This is a genomic window from Phyllobacterium zundukense (assembly GCF_025452195.1).
Lineage (GTDB): Bacteria > Pseudomonadota > Alphaproteobacteria > Rhizobiales > Rhizobiaceae > Phyllobacterium > Phyllobacterium zundukense_A.
In genome coordinates this window covers 260871-276271 of sequence record NZ_CP104973.1, presented here as the reverse complement: position 1 = coordinate 276271, position 15401 = coordinate 260871, and the positions used below count along the sequence as shown (strand labels likewise).

Below are 15401 nucleotides of genomic sequence, written 5' to 3'. Positions count from 1 at the left end.
GATGTCGCGGCACTTTGATCCGGCCGAGTGCGCCCGGTCAACTAGTCTTGTGGGAATTTATGCGCGTGAGGATTGGAACGCGGGCGGTCATGCGCAGACCAAAACATGCCATGACCACGAGCAGCCACACGGGATCTGCACGCCGGAAGAAGAAGCTCTCAAGAAAAGCGTTCATCAGAGAAAATGTCAGGCACATCATGAAAAAGTCGGCCATGAACACATTCTCGCGTTTTTTCAGGCAGCGCGCATAATCAAAAAGCGGCAGCACGATCAAGACGATGAGCGCGCACATCATGGCGGGATAACCCATGGCGATGGCAATATCGAGATAGCCGTTATGGGCGTGCACAATGCCGCGCACATCCCAATCAAGGTAGTAGCTCGGATTTTCGGCCTGCCGCACGACCGGTGCTTCCCAGAAACTTTCAAAACCATAGCCGCGCCACGGCCTTGCGGCGAGCTTTTCGAGCCCGAACTGCCAGATGGATGTGCGGCCGGTAAACGTGGTGTCCGCACCGAGCTGAACGAGGAGATCGTGCGTAGCCGGGAAGAAGAGTGTTCCTATGGTGAAGAAGAAGAATCCGATCAAAGCTGCGGCGATCAGCACAGCAGTGATCATACGAAAGCCGAACATTCCGGGGAACATGACGAGGAAAATCACAATCGGCACCAGCGCCGTCGCAGTCTTCGAACCGGTGTGTGCAACGAACCAGAGCGCGAGCATCAGCAGGACAACGCCAATCCCGCGCCAGCCGCGTCGGATCAGGTAGATACCACCAAAAGAGAACGCCGCCATGACCGGTCCGGCAATATTCTTATGCGCGAAGATACCGCGCCAAAGTCCCGCATGTTCGGCTTCGATTTCGTTGGCGGTGTGCTTGGCGAGGTCCGGAACGACAACCAGACCGGCATAGGAGAGCGTCAGCACGGCAAAGGCTGCGATCACCAGCGCCAGAGAAAATCCATCGGCATCGCGTGGCAGCGCCAGCACTGCGATCATGCAGAGCGCGGCAATCACGGTGAAGAGCACCGCGCGTTGAGCGGCTCCAGGATCGATGGCGACAAATGTCGACATGAAAAGAAAACCGAACATGACGATCCACATCGGGCTGATAAGGGCAACGAGCGTACGCGGGTTCGCAAGCAACATCATCGCAAGCACGGAAACACCGCCCAACGCTCCGAAACCAAGCTGATTGACGAGATCGCCGCCGCTCCCCGCGATTGCCGTGCTCGCCGGTTGGAATGGGCGGAACGAGATCAGCAGCACGCAAAGAATGATCGTCGCAACAAGACTGGCGACCAGTCGCATTGGGGTCGCGGATATCGCGTCAGTTCTTTTCAGGTTGTCGATACTGCTCATTCGAATATCCGAATTCCGCCAGAACGCGGCCCACGCCAACATAGATCTGATAAGTGCCGATGGACAGAGATCCCGTCTGCATCACCTTGATCACGGCCCGCAGCGGCGAGACGGCTAGAAGTGCCAGACTCTTCAGGACGGTCTTCGCTCCGCCAAAAGGTTCGCCACCACGCTTGCGCTTTTCGATCAAGGTGGAGATCACGCCATTGCGCAGTGCCCGTGCCCGGATCCAGTCCGCCTCGACGCGCCTTGCCGGGATGGTTTCGTAAACGGGTGCTTCCGCGCACCAGGCAACGGTGAAGCCCTTGACCACGCTGCGACTAATGAAATCCGAATCCCCGCCGCCCATGAAGTTGAAAGCGAGATCGAGAAACGGAAACGGCATCGTCTCAAGCACATTGCGCCCGACCAGCAGATTCCCGGATGAATAAATGATCGGCACGCGACCAGTGCGGGTATGGTGGGGGCTGAAAACAGGGTGTGTCGACCATTTCGTATGTTCCGGCTTGGCGAAGACCGGAAGTTGCGGCCCACCGACAAAGTCGACACCATAGGTCTCGCGCGTCTTGCACATGTTTTCCAGCCAATTCGGATCGGCGATCTCATCATCGTCGATAACCAGCAGTGACGTGAAATTTGGAAAGGCCTTCAGCGCGGTCAGCCATCCTGCATTGTAGGCGTTACAATTACCACGATCATGCGCGATGATCAGCAGGCCCCGGTGTTCGCCACTCTCGAACAACGGTTTCGCAGCTTTCGCGCCCTCGCGTTTTTCGGTCTCGTTCTCCATGACGATGACGGCAAAGCGCCGTGTGGTCACCTGGGCTTTGAGCGACGCCAAGGTTTTCAATAGATGCTCCGGGCGTTTGAACGTCGGCAACGTCACCACGACGTCGATCGTTTCGGGCTTGAGGCCGGTTGACCGCGCCACGACGCTGATATTTTCTGAGAGATCGAGATTCATCGCCGGAGTATTTATCCGTTATCCATGGTTACAACTTATAAGAGTTGGTTATTCAATATTTCATTACATTCTGCGATCAAATCAAATATTGAGAAATAAATCGTCGTGGAGAGCTTCAAGCCTTTGCATTTGCTGTTCGTAACATCGCTGGTACCGGATGGTAAGCCGACGACCGGCTATGAGATTGCCAACAAAGCGATCATCGATGGCCTCGTGCGCGCCGGCGCTCGCGTCACCGTGATCGGATTTGTCTGGCCCGGGAGCAAGCCGCTCGATCCGGAGAACACAATCGTCCTCGGTGAAGTGGATGTGCGCAACGACACAGCGAACTTTGCGCAAAAGTTGCGTTGGTTCGGCAAGGCAATGATGTCAGGCCTCACGGTTTCGTCGGTCAAGCTGCGCGTCGTTACAAAGGAAACGTTCCGTACCGCAATCGCTTCGGTTGAGCCATTCGACGCTTACGTGCTCAACGGGGTGCCACTGCCCGGGGCATTCGAGGATTGTTTCGACGACAAGCCGCAAATCTTCATCGCGCACAATGTCGAACATCGCTCGGCACGCGAGAATGCGGAGGCGGCAACCAGCCCGGTACAGAAATATCTGTTCAGCCGGGAGTCCCGGCTTCTGATGGGCCTTGAGAAGCGGTTGTGCGGCAGGGCGTCGTTCGTCTTTACACTGGCGGATGACGATATCGATGCGTTGGGCCTATCCGGAACCGGACGTGCCGCGGCACTTCCTCTCGTGACCGGTGCCGATACGGCGACAAGCAAAGGCCGCAAGATTGAACGCGATCTTGGCTTGATAGGAACCTGGACATGGCAGCCGAACCGCATCGGCCTCGAGTGGTTCCTGCGCGAGGTCGTACCGCATCTGGACAAGGATATCGGCGTTGCCGTCGCCGGAAGTACGCCGGCAGATCTCAAAGCTGCATGGCCTGAAGTTACCTTCGCTGGCCGTATTGCGGACGCTACGGATTTTGTCTGCGGCTGTGCCGTGATCCCGTTGATCAGCCGCGCCGGGAGCGGTGTGCAGCTCAAGACGATCGAAACATTCGAACTGGGCTTGCCCAGCATCGCAACGGCGCTTTCTGTGCGGGGCATCGCAGATATTCCGGATAATTGCGTTGTCGCCGATGATCCCGTCGCCTTTGCCAGGGCGGTAAACGCCATGGTGGCCCGTGTGCGCGCCGGTGAGGACTTGACATGCGAGGGAGACGCCTTCCGCGCCGCACAGTTGATACGCTTCGACCAGCAGATAAGATTGGGACTGGACCGGCTTGAAACCCGGATTACGAATGGGCGTGCAGCCGCATGAATTCGGGCGAAACGGATATTCCACGTCGTGCGATTCTTGGCGTAGAAGTTGTCGCGTTGCCTTGGGTGGACGCCATCGAAGTCATGCGAGAGCGTATCGCGCAGCAGCGCTTCGCCCTGGTCACGTGGCTCAATGCCCACAACGCCAATCTCGCGCAGGAGAATGTTGATTTCCGCCAGGCTTTGAACCGATTCATCGTTCTCCCTGATGGCTTCGGGGTCGATATCGCCTCGAAAATCTTGCATGGCGCATCTTTTCCGGCGAATCTTAACGGCACGGATTTTACGCCTGCACTCCTAGAGGCAGAAACCAGCCCTCTGCGCGTCGGCCTCATTGGCGCGCGCCGTGAGGTGGTCGAAAAGGCAGCGGAGAGCTTCAGGCAACTTGCACCCCAGCATGAAATTCGCGTGATCAGTGACGGCTTCTTCAAGAGCGAGCATCAGCCATACATTCTGCGTGTCCTGAAAGAATATCATCCGCATATCCTGCTCGTCGCCATGGGTGTCCCGCGACAGGAGATGTTCATGGCGAACAACTTGACGGCCGAACATTGCACCTTGGCCTTTGGCGTTGGCGCGCTGTTTGATTTCATGGCGGGCGCTGTGCCTCGGGCCCCCTTGATCGTGCAGAAACTGCGGTTTGAGTGGCTGTATCGCCTTGCGCAAGAACCTGGCCGGTTGTGGTACCGGTATATTGTCGGCAATCCGCTTTTTCTGCTGCGCGTCATGCGTGCAAAATTTAAAGTCAGCGGGGGCGCATGACGAGAACGGCACTTGTTACTGCGAGTTATGCACCCGATTTTGAGCGTTGCAGATTGCTCTGCGAAACGATTGATCGTTTCGTCACCGGCTACACCCGACACTATATTTTGGTCGAGCATCGCGACGTCGCGCTGTTCAGGCAGCTGGAAAGCCCGCGTCGTGTGGTGATCGACGAGAACGATCTATTGCCCCGCTGGATCAGGCCGTTTCCCGACCCGAGCAATTTCGGTCGCCGCCGCATTTGGCTGTCGCCAAGAACGATGCCCTTGCGCGGCTGGCACGTGCAGCAATTTCGCCGCATCGCCATCGCGGCGCACGCCGATGAAGACGCATTCTTCTACATCGATTCCGATGTCGCTTTCCTGAAATCTTTCGATTGTGCCTCGGTCTGGCGTGGCAGCGATTTGCGGCTGTTCCGCCGCGATGGCGACTTGTTGCGCCCTGTGCCCGGTGATCAACGCATCTGGTCTGAACACGCTGGCCAAGTACTCGGGCTCGTCCCGGTAAGCCCAGCAGGACATGACTATATCGGTACCTTGATCGCTTGGCGGCGAGATGCCTTGCTGACCATGTGTAACCACATCGAGAGGATCACCGGGCGCCATTGGATCGCGGCGATCGGGCGTTCCCGCCGGTTTTCCGAATGCATGATCTATGGCCGCTATGCCGATGAAGTGTTGATGGCCGAAGGGCACTATCATGACGCGACGGAATTCTGTCGGGTCTACTGGTTTGCGCCTGCGCCAACGGATGCAGAGTTCCTTGCCTTTGTCGAAGCGATGACACCGGAACAAGTCGCGATCGGCATGCAATCCTTCATCGGCGACGATACGGTCCGCATCCGGAAGTTGTTGAAGTAGCCAAGCCTCACACGCGCCGCGCCGGCTTTTTTATAGCTTTGTATGTGAGATACGCCGAAAGCACATAAAGCACGGCGAACATGGCATTCAGCCAGATCATCCAATCGTGGGTATCGAGAAACACGACGAGAATCCACGAAAGCAGTCCAGCCTTGGCGATGCCGAGCAACGCGAGATTAAGCGCACGCAAGCCAGATTGGCCGCGCGCATAAAGGATTTCCGCCTGATATTCGATGAGATTGCGCAGTCCCGGTACGAGCAGGACCAGGGGCAACAGCGAAACAACCGAGGCAACATTCGCTCCGAGAGCTCGCGGGAAAATGGCAAGGAAGATTGCAAGCGCCGCCAGACCGAGTGTCGACACCAAAAATACGCCAAGCTCCAGCCCGCCTCGGATTTTGAGTGATTTCAGCATGTCCGGTGTTCGCATCAACTTCTGCACCAGCATCATGTTGAATGAGCGGACGGGAAGGGCGGTCAGATCGACGAGCCGCATGATGATTGCATAGACACCCGCCGTCTGTGGTCCGCCGACTGCGAGCACCAGCAGCTTGTCCATTTCCGACTGGACGTAGAAAAGCACCTCGGCGCCAGTGACGGCAAAGGAATCTGCCAGCCTGCGGCGGTAAAGCTTGGGAATAAGCCGCAGCCGCACGCGCGGGTAGAAGAAGAGGATAGCGACAAGAAGCGCAACGCCGTTCGCCCCCGCATACCACCAGCTCCATATTGCGAGGTTGGTCACGCTCGAGAACGCAAACAGCACTGCCGCCATCGCCCGTAATGCCGTGCCGATAATGACCAGCAATGCTGCCCGGCCGAACCTGTTCATGCCGTTATTGACGATCACCACAACTTCCAGCGACCGCCAAAGCAATGCTTCCGCCGCAACGATCACCGCAAAGGTGCCAAGCGCGAGATCGGCGCCGAAGAAAATCAGATGCATCAGATAGGCTGCAAGAATGAAGATCGGCAACGACACGACGACCGCCGCGAGAAAGCCGCCCGTATAGGCGCCAATCAATTGCGGCTTCACGGTGGAAATCCGGTACAGCGGCGAAACAAAGCCGAAGGAGACGAGGCGTGACAGCACGACACCCGTTGCCGATGCCGTGGCAAACAGACCGAACTCCGCAATCGAAAGTGTATTGGCAAGCGCAACGAAATAGGCGAGCGAAATGACGAGCCGCCCCGCCGATCCACTGATCACGGAGAAATAGTCGCGGATAAGCCCCGCATTAGCTTTCAGATGGCGTGCAACCAATTCCATGTCCTGCCGGATATGCCTGAATCAAAGCTGCGGGGAAAGCACTGTCTCAAGCGTGAATTCGCCGGATTTCTACATCAAAAGACTTAACGGCTTGTATTTGCCGTTTCGAAACGTGGTATAGACAACATCCAGGCCGAGGTTAGCTTGCAGACATATGGGCTGATAATTAACGTTTTATTTTCCATAGAACTTTAGGTTGAATTAACTGTGGATGTGGTGCCGCAATTGAATCGCGTTGGTTGGGCGATCGTGGAGTTGAAGTGGGAATGAGCAATCGCGAAAACGAGACGGCAAAGCGGCCGCGGCGCTCGCTTCTCTCGTTTGCCAGTCAGCCGGAATCTGCGGGAGAGACTCATGTCGATCCCGAACCCTTGGTCACATCCATTCGCGGCGAAGACAATCTCGATCACTATCACCGCATGCGCGCTTTGCGCCTGGCAGCCGGCAGCGAAATCTCACAACCATCATTGAGTGATATTCCCGAGGACCTCAGTTCCGAAGAAGCCGAGCAGGATGCGGTCAATCGCATGCGCGCCGACATGGCCGCGATCAAGGCAGAGCTCAACCGCCGCGTCGATGCCGCCGAAGAAATTACGCCACAGCGCGAAGAATCGTTGCCGTTGACTGAAGAACCAGCCCGTGCCGAGCCGGAAGCGCCAGTCGTCACAGCAAGGTCCCAACCCGAGCCGATAGAGCAGTTCCAAGAAGAATTGGAACCGGTTTTCCGTCCGGAAAACAAGGAGCTAGAGCCGGCCCCTGAACCTGTTATCGCACCGGTTCCGGTGCGCCGGCCGGCAGCGCGCAAAGTACAGGCGGTCGAATATCAAAGCGATGAATGGCGGCCACTCGTTGACCCGCGTATCGTTATCAATCGCGTTGGCCGTTCCAAGGGATTGATTATCGCAACCACAATCATCGGTACACTCCTTGGCGTTGGCTATGCGATGACATTGCCGAAGCTCTACGCCTCGACCGTTGAAGTGCTTGTCGATCCGCGCGATCTGAAGATCGTCGACAAGGAAATTTCATCGAGCCAGCTGCCCGTCGATGCTTCGCTCGCCATCGCCGAGAGCCAATTGCGCGTCATTCAGTCGAGCAGCGTGCTGACCAAGGTGATCGATCGCACAGGACTTGCCAAGGATCCCGAATTCAACGGCGACCTCAAGGAGCGAGGCCTTTTTGCGTCAATACAGGACCTGTTCTCTACCGATAGCACGCCGGATGAGACAACGCGTGAAACCGTTCTTCTGCGCAATCTCTACGACCACCTTGAGGTTGAGCGAAGCACCAAGAATTTCATCTTCAATATCACCGTGAAATCAAGGGATCCGCAAAAGGCGGCCTTGATTGCCAATACCGTATCCGATGTTTTCCGCGAGGAGCAGGGCAATATCCAGTCCGATACCGCACGGCAGGCCACGGAGTCGTTGACAGCGCGCCTCAATGATCTGCGCGCAGGCGTTCAGGATGCCGAGAACGCCGTGCAGAAGTTCAAGGCGGAAAATGACCTTGTCGACGTACAGGGCAGGTTGATCAGCGATGATGAAATCACGCGCACGAATGACGAACTCACCCAGGCGCGCAACCAGACGATCCGGCTCAAGGCGCAGGCTGACTCTATCCGCAATACCTCCGTCGAAGGCGTGCTCGGCAACACACTGCCGGAAGAATTCCGCTCCGGTGTCATCGTCGCCCTCCGCTCCCAATATGGCGCGCTGAAGCAACAGGCGGATGGCCTCGCCACCAAGCTAGGGCCGCGCCACCCGCAGCTCATTCAAGCCCAGTCGCAGGTTGTTGGAGTCCGCAACGAAATCCGCAACGAGCTTGGCCGTATCGCGTCTTCGGTGCAGGTGGAACTACAGCGTGCCACCCAGCAGGAACAGGACCTGTCATCGCGGCTGGCGCAGCTGAAAGCGCGTACCGCCAACAACAACGAGGACATGGTCAAGCTGCGTGAGCTCGAACGTGAAGTCACCGCCAAGCGCGAAGTCTACGAAGCCTTTCTGTTGCGCGCGAAAGAAACTGGCGAACTCGAGGGCATGAACACAACGAATATCCGTGTCATTTCGCCGGCGCGCCCGGCGCTTGAAAGCACGGGTGGTTCGCGCAAGCTCGTTGCAATTGGCGGCTTGCTTGGAGGGCTGTTGGCTGGTCTCGGTATCGCCGTGTTGCTCGGCATGATCGAAAGCTTCCGCGCCGGCAATCGCGCGCCGGTCTATGTCGAAGATGAACCGCCAGTCGATCCGGTGCCGCCATCCGGAACGAAACGCACCGTTTCGCCCGAAAGTGCTGGCCCTGTGTCCGCAGTGCCTGCTGAATCTCGGCTTGGCGCAGCAATCCGACGCGCCCAGACACGGGCGTTGGCATCTGAGACAACTGAATTCGAAGACTCACCGAATTCCGCCGATGACGAGGCAGCAATTGCCGAATTCCTCTATGAACATGCTGACGCGCAGATCGAGCCACGCCATCACGACAATTCGAACATCGAGGAGATGTTGGTCGAGATCGCCGCGCTGCGCGAAGTCCTGCGTTTGCGCGCCGGCTGAGTACTTATCTCCCCCATGCGGGGGAGAAAGCGAGTTCAGCATCTTCGCTCTTCAGCTAAGTGCTAGAAATCGCAAGAGAGGGGATTTGCTTCACTGAACTACCCCCTCACTTGGATTTCTAAGAATTTAGCGAAGGGGCTAAACTCAAGAAAATCCTTTCTCTCCCACAAGGGGAGAGATAACGCGGCATGGGCTGGTGCGGCTTTTTAATGCAACCTTGGTGTCGGGCCTTGCCCTTTGTCGTCGATGACGTAGCCGCGATAAAACCGGTCCAGTGTAAAGGGTGCGGACAGCGGGTGCGGCTCGTCCTTGGCGATTGTCCAGGCGAAGCATTTTCCTGAGATCGGCGTCGCCTTGAAGCCGCCATAGCACCAGCCGGTGTTGAGATACATGCCCGGCAGTGGACCCGTCGTGATGATCGGCGAACCGTCCATGGTCATGTCCATGATCCCGCCCCACGAGCGCAGCAATTTCACGCGCGCCAGTGCCGGGATAAGCGCAACGAACTCGCTCATCACATCCTCCACCACCGGCAGGTTACCGCGCTGCGCGTAGGAATTATAGCCGTCGATATCGCCGCCAAAAACAAGGCCACCCTTGTCGGATTGGCTGAAATAGAGATGACCGCCGCCGAACGTCGCCACTGTATCGACCACAGGTTTCAGCGCTTCCGAAACGAAAGCCTGCAGCACATGCGATTCAAGTGGCAGGCGGTCGATACCGGCGCGCCGCATGAGCTCGCTGGTGTGCCCGGCGACGGCACAGCCAACCTTCTTGGCATTGATCGGCCCGCGTGTTGTCATGACGCCTGTGACGGTGTCGCCGTCCTTCAAAAAGCTGGTGACCTCGCAATTCTCGATAATATCGACGCCGAGCTGGTCAGCGGCGCGGGCGTAACCCCATACGACCGCATCGTGCCGAGCGGTTCCCGCACTACGCTGCATCAACCCACCAAGAATAGGAAAGCGCGCGTTGCTGCTGATATCCAGCCCGGGGATAAGTTTCTTGATTTGCGCCGGATTCATCAGTTCGCAATCGATGCCGTTGAGCCGCATCTGGTTGCCGCGCCGCGCGTAAACATCGAGCTGCGGTAGCGTATGGGCGAGATTCACCACGCCGCGCTGCGAGAACATCACATTGTAGTTGAGGTCGTGGGACATGGTTTCCCATAGCTTCATCGACGCTTCGTAGAAATGCTGGTTCTCTGAAAGAAGATAGTTGGAGCGGATGGCTGTGGTGTTACGGCCGATATTTCCGGATCCGAGCCAGCCCTTTTCCACGACGGCGATATTGCGCAGGCCATGCTCCTTGGCCAGATAGTAGGCGGTAGCAAGACCATGGCCGCCGCCGATGATCACCACGTCATAGGCTGGTTTCGGATCGGGCTTGCGCCAGGCGGGTTTCCAGTCCTTGTTGCCGTTGAGGGCATTTTTCAAAAGGCTGAAAGCTGAATAGCGCATAGGAGTTCCCGGATTCGTTGTATCGCGATCATGCTTGGATTCATCGGCTTAGCCAAGGCGCTCATTTGCATTGCCATTGTGCGTGGTTCGACGGGGCTCACCATGAGGGAATTAGGTTGGTTGCAAGGAGTCAAGTTTCCGCGACAATGACGAACATCGTTGCAGCCCAAAAAATCTCCCTCATGGTGAGCCCCGTCGAACCACGCACAATGGCAATGCAACAAATACAGGCCGCAGCCGGGATATTGCCGCATTGCGATCCGCACCCGCTTTCGCTATTGCGTCAGTGAACGCCGTTATGGCGGTATTGTTGGCGCGTAAAATCAACAGAATGGCGCTCAAAACCGTGAAGTTCCAGGAGCAGCACATGGCAGTGACGATCAATGGCAAGGAAATTGCCGAGGACGTGGTTTCGAAGGTCAAAGCTTCTGCCGCCGATCTGATCGAAACCAGCGGGATCACGCCCGGCATCGCCGTTGTTATCGTTGGCGAAGATCCAGCTAGTCAGGTCTACGTTGCGTCAAAGGGCAGGAAGGCGCGTGAATGCGGCTTTCACTCCGTCCAATATACTCTGTCGGAGGATACTTCAGAGGACGAGCTTGTCGCGCTGGTTGAAAAGCTCAATGCCGATCAGCTGATCCATGGCATCCTTGTCCAGCTTCCCTTGCCGAAACATATCGATTCCGGCCGCATCATCCAGACCATCTCGCCAGACAAGGATGTTGACGGCTTCCATTTCGTCAATGTCGGCAAGCTGGGCACCGGCGAAATCGAGACTGCGTTCGTACCCTGCACCCCGGCCGGGTCGATGCTATTGATCGAGCGTATCCTGGGACGGGATCTCTCGGGTCTCAATGCGGTGGTCATTGGCCGTTCCAATATCGTCGGCAAGCCGATGTTCAACCTTTTGCTCGCCCACAATGCTACAGTTACCATTGCGCATAGCAAGACCAGGGATCTGGCTGCCCTTTGCCGGACAGCCGATATTCTGGTTGCTGCCGTCGGCAGGCCACAAATGGTCAAGGCCGATTGGGTCAAGCCCGGCGCAACAGTCATCGATGTCGGTATCAACCGCATTCCAGCTCCCGAAAAGGGCGAGGGAAAGACCCGCCTCGTTGGTGACGTGGACTTTGCCGACGCGTCAACGGTCGCTGGTGCTGTTACGCCAGTTCCGGGTGGTGTCGGGCCTATGACTATCGCCATGTTGATGGCCAACACGCTTGTCGCCGCCTATCGCTCGGTCGGCGAAGTGCCGCCGCGTTTCTGATCCATTTGCTCTTACAGGGAATCCGGTTAGAACAACGCATGCCAGAAGCCCTCAAAGTCACCAGAACCTTTGCCTTTCTGCTCGTCGACAGATTCCCGATGTTCAGCCTCGCGGCGGCTATCGATACCATGCGCACGGCCAACCGCATGTCGGAAGAGGCGTTCTATTCCTGGACTACCGTTTCCGCCAATGGTGCAGCGGTAACAGCTTCGAACGGACTGCAGATCAATGTGCAATATGCGCTGGCGGATTTGCCCAGCGCCGACATCACCTTCATTTGCGCCGGGATGACGACTGAGTTTGAAGACAAGGCCAAGGTCATCGCCACCCTGCGCACCCTGGGACGCCGAGGCGCCGTGCTCGGCGGACTGAATGTAGGCAGTTACATTCTGGCGGAGGCGGGGCAGTTGGAAGGTCATCGCTGCACTATACACTGGGAAAATCGCGCTGGCTTTCAGGAGCGGTTTCCGCAGATCGAGTGCACCGGCAATGTCTTTGAAATCGACCGGAAGCGCTATACCTGCGCCGGAGGTACGACTTCGATCGATTTGATGCTGGAGATCATTAAGCAGGACTTCAGTCCGGCGCTTGCCAATGAAGTGGCGAACCAGTTTCATCACGAACGTATCCGCTCGCAGACCGACCGTCAGCGCGTTGGCCCCGAGCGTGATCTCACCGGCAAGTCGGAAAAGCTGCGCAAGATCGTCGAGCTGATGGCGGACAATCTTGAACAACCGAAATCCGCAGTGCGACTGGCCAAGGCCGTTGGCCTGTCGGTCCGGCAGGTGGAGCGGTTGTTCCTGCGCCATCTCAATATGACGCCGGGGCGCTACTATATGAGCCTCCGCCTGGAGCGGGCGCGTGAACTGTTGCGCCAGACCCATTCGCCCATTCTGGACGTGGCGCTGGCGACAGGCTTCACGTCGCATTCCTATTTTGCCCAGAGTTACCGTGCGCAATTCGGGCGCTCACCCTCGGACGAGCGCCGCACGACTTACTGATCAACCGAAAACCGAAGCCCCGTTGTCCGCCTTTCCGACAACATTGCGGAAGGCTGCGAATAACTCGCGTCCCATGCCGTAGCTGTTGTGGCTGATATCCACCTCGGGCGTCGGACGACCTGCCAGCACATCGGGGTCCTCCAGCACGTCGAGCGTACCGATTTCGGCATCGAGCCGAACCACGTCGCCATCCCGGATCTTGCCGATGATGCCACCGTCGAGGGCTTCCGGCGTCACATGAATAGCCGCCGGAACCTTGCCGGATGCGCCGGACATGCGCCCATCGGTGACGAGCGCAACCATATGGCCGCGATCCTGCAGCACGCCAAGCGCTGGCGTGAGCTTGTGCAGTTCAGGCATGCCATTGGCGCGTGGCCCCTGGAACCGCACGATTGCAACGAAGTCGCGGTCGAGCTTTCCGGCCTTGAAGGCATCCTGCAGCGCTGCCTGGCTGTCAAAGACGATGGCAGGCGCTTCTATGATGTGCCGGTCGGCTTTCACGGCTGATGTCTTGATCACCGCCGTGCCGAGATTGCCCTTGAGCATCTTGAGACCACCCGTAACCTGGAACGGCTGCTTGCAGGTCGACAGAACTTTCTTGTCGGCACTTTCCGCAGCGACCGGCTCGCGCACGACCGTGCCGTTTTCACCAAGCTTCGGCTCGATCGTATAGGCGCGCAGACCTTCCGCGCCGCCCCAGACGGTCTTGACGTCCTCGTGCAGAAGACCGCCATCGAGCAACTCGCGGATAATATAACCCATGCCGCCGGCGGCATGAAAATGGTTCACGTCGGCAAGACCATTGGGGTAAACGCGGGCCAGCAACGGCACGACGTCGGAAAGGTCGGAAATATCCTGCCAAGTCAACTTGATGCCGGCAGCGGCGGCCATGGCGACGAGATGCATCGTATGATTGGTCGAGCCACCCGTGGCGTGCAGGCCAACAACGCCATTGACGATACTGCGCTCATCGATCATTTCGCCGACCGGCGTGTACTCATTGCCGAGCGCCGTGATCGCAAGTGCCCGCTTTGCCGCTTCACGCGTCAGCGCTTCACGTAAAGGCGTGCCCGGATTGATGAACGACGAACCCGGCATATGCAGGCCCATAATCTCCATCAGCATCTGGTTGGAATTCGCCGTGCCGTAAAATGTGCAGGTACCAGGACCATGATAGGACTTCGATTCGGATTCGAGCAGCTCCTCGCGGCCGACTTTGCCTTCCGCATAGAGCTGGCGCGTCTTGGCTTTCTCGTCATTGGGAAGACCAGTGGTCATCGGTCCCGCCGGGATGAAGACTGCAGGCAGATGGCCGAACGTTAGCGCGCCAATCAGGAGACCCGGTACAATCTTGTCGCAAACGCCGAGATAGACGGCAGCGTCGAACATGTCATGCGACAGACCAATGGCGGTTGCCATGGCAATAACGTCGCGCGAAAACAACGAGAGCTCCATGCCGGGCTGGCCTTGCGTCACGCCATCGCACATGGCGGGGACGCCGCCCGCAACCTGCGCCACGCCGCCAGCTTCCTTGGCTGCTGCCTTGATCAGCTGCGGATAGGTCTCAAACGGCTGATGCGCCGAGAGCATGTCATTGTAGGAGGTGATGATGCCAAGATTGGCTATGACATCGCCGGCCAGCGCCGCCTTGTCGGAAGGGCTGCAGGCCGCAAACCCATGGGCGAGATTGGCGCAGGCGAGCGCCGAACGCTTCGGCTTGCGCGATGCGGCTTCGCGCAAATGGTCAAGATAGACATCGCGTGTCGGTTTCGACTGTTCGCAGATGCGATGGGTAATGCTTTTCACCCGCTGAGAAACGGTCATATCCTATCTCCTTATGGTGTTTGCCCGGAAGTTTGGGAGCCTTCCCGGCAATCACGCTCTGAACCTCAGGGAGCCCAGAAAATCTCGAGCTCAATCGGCTCGTATCGCAATAACGCGCGTATCGGCATGTCGGTTGTCGCGCCACGTCGAAGAGCCGCCTCAAGCGTCGTACGCTTGCCGGCGCCTTCAATATGAAGTGCCACGAAGCGTGCATTGACAATCACCGGCAGTGTCAGCGTCAGCCTTGGCTCGCCTGCACCTTCCGCATGCATCGGCAGCACCAGCGCCGGCTGTTCTGGCGATATCGCATCGCTCAATCGGTCTCCGCCGGGAAAGAACGATGCGGTATGACCATCGCCACCCATGCCGAGAATGACGGCATCGAAAGGCTGTCCAAGCTTGGCGATCGCCTGCGCCGCCATTTTAGCACCTTCTTCGACGTTCGGCGCCTCATTGTAGAGTCCGATGAAATTCGCCTGGGCGGCTTTGTTTTGCAGAAGCATTTCTGTCACGAGCTTCTGGTTTGAACGGTCGCTGGTCGGCGGTACGAAGCGCTCGTCCACCAGCGTGATCGTGATCTTGTCCCAGGGCAGATCCTTCAGCGACAGCGTCTTGAAAAAGCGGGCAGGGGTCGTGCCACCCGATACGGCCAGCACAGCCTTGCCGCGTGCTTCCACTGCATCCGCCAGACGCGCCGCGACTGTCGAAGCGAGGGCTTCGGCAAGCGCATTGCCATCGGCAAAACTGTTCAGTCGCGGATCTGCTGTCATG

General features: G+C 57.7%; 12 protein-coding genes. 6 read left to right on the top strand and 6 right to left on the bottom strand.

The window, feature by feature from the left end:
* Positions 1-37 precede the first annotated feature (37 nt).
* A complete protein-coding gene (locus tag N8E88_RS13705) occupies positions 38-1363 on the bottom strand; it encodes an O-antigen ligase family protein (protein ID WP_262294148.1) in 1326 nt (441 codons plus the stop codon).
* Positions 1332-2327, bottom strand: a complete 996-nt coding sequence (locus tag N8E88_RS13700; RefSeq protein ID WP_262294147.1) for a glycosyltransferase family 2 protein — start codon at positions 2325-2327, stop codon at positions 1332-1334. The genes N8E88_RS13705 and N8E88_RS13700 overlap by 32 nt, the downstream gene beginning before the upstream one ends.
* Before the next feature lie 123 nt (positions 2328-2450).
* On the opposite strand from N8E88_RS13700, the gene N8E88_RS13695 reads away from it, so the two are divergent.
* The 3 genes from N8E88_RS13695 to N8E88_RS13685 are packed head-to-tail and all read left to right on the top strand — an operon-like array spanning position 2451 to position 5262.
* Positions 2451-3641, top strand: coding sequence for a glycosyltransferase family 4 protein (locus tag N8E88_RS13695; RefSeq protein ID WP_262294146.1), 1191 nt, complete (start codon positions 2451-2453; stop codon positions 3639-3641).
* Complete coding sequence (locus tag N8E88_RS13690; RefSeq protein WP_262294145.1) at positions 3638-4402, top strand: WecB/TagA/CpsF family glycosyltransferase; 765 nt, start codon at positions 3638-3640, stop codon at positions 4400-4402. The genes N8E88_RS13695 and N8E88_RS13690 overlap by 4 nt, the downstream gene beginning before the upstream one ends.
* Positions 4399-5262, top strand: coding sequence for a DUF6492 family protein (locus tag N8E88_RS13685; RefSeq protein WP_262294144.1), 864 nt, complete (start codon positions 4399-4401; stop codon positions 5260-5262). Before N8E88_RS13690 ends, N8E88_RS13685 begins: the two co-directional genes overlap by 4 nt.
* Positions 5263-5269: 7 nt before the next feature.
* Here the strand turns inward: N8E88_RS13685 and N8E88_RS13680 are convergent, their stop codons facing one another.
* Positions 5270-6523, bottom strand: a complete 1254-nt coding sequence (locus N8E88_RS13680) for a lipopolysaccharide biosynthesis protein (RefSeq protein ID WP_262294143.1) — start codon at positions 6521-6523, stop codon at positions 5270-5272.
* 272 nt (positions 6524-6795) lie between these two features.
* Between N8E88_RS13680 and N8E88_RS13675 the strand changes: the two genes are divergently transcribed.
* Complete coding sequence (locus tag N8E88_RS13675) at positions 6796-9078, top strand: GumC family protein (RefSeq protein WP_262294142.1); 2283 nt, start codon at positions 6796-6798, stop codon at positions 9076-9078.
* A gap of 206 nt (positions 9079-9284) precedes the next feature.
* Here N8E88_RS13675 and N8E88_RS13670 read toward each other — a convergent pair whose 3' ends face one another.
* Positions 9285-10538, bottom strand: a complete 1254-nt coding sequence (locus tag N8E88_RS13670) for a sarcosine oxidase subunit beta family protein (protein ID WP_262294141.1) — start codon at positions 10536-10538, stop codon at positions 9285-9287.
* Positions 10539-10905: 367 nt separating this feature from the next.
* Between N8E88_RS13670 and folD the strand changes: the two genes are divergently transcribed.
* Complete coding sequence (gene folD / locus N8E88_RS13665) at positions 10906-11805, top strand: bifunctional methylenetetrahydrofolate dehydrogenase/methenyltetrahydrofolate cyclohydrolase FolD (protein ID WP_262294140.1); 900 nt, start codon at positions 10906-10908, stop codon at positions 11803-11805.
* 38 nt (positions 11806-11843) lie between these two features.
* On the top strand, positions 11844-12806 hold the full coding sequence (locus N8E88_RS13660; protein WP_112526107.1) for a GlxA family transcriptional regulator: 963 nt from the start codon (positions 11844-11846) through the stop codon (positions 12804-12806).
* Here the strand turns inward: N8E88_RS13660 and edd are convergent, their stop codons facing one another.
* Together edd and pgl are read right to left on the bottom strand one after the other, a co-directional pair.
* Entirely contained in the window at positions 12807-14630 is a 1824-nt protein-coding gene (edd, locus tag N8E88_RS13655; RefSeq protein WP_262294139.1) for a phosphogluconate dehydratase, read from the bottom strand.
* Positions 14631-14695: 65 nt separating this feature from the next.
* Positions 14696-15400, bottom strand: a complete 705-nt coding sequence (pgl, locus tag N8E88_RS13650) for a 6-phosphogluconolactonase (RefSeq protein ID WP_262294138.1) — start codon at positions 15398-15400, stop codon at positions 14696-14698.
* Position 15401: the final 1 nt, after the last annotated feature.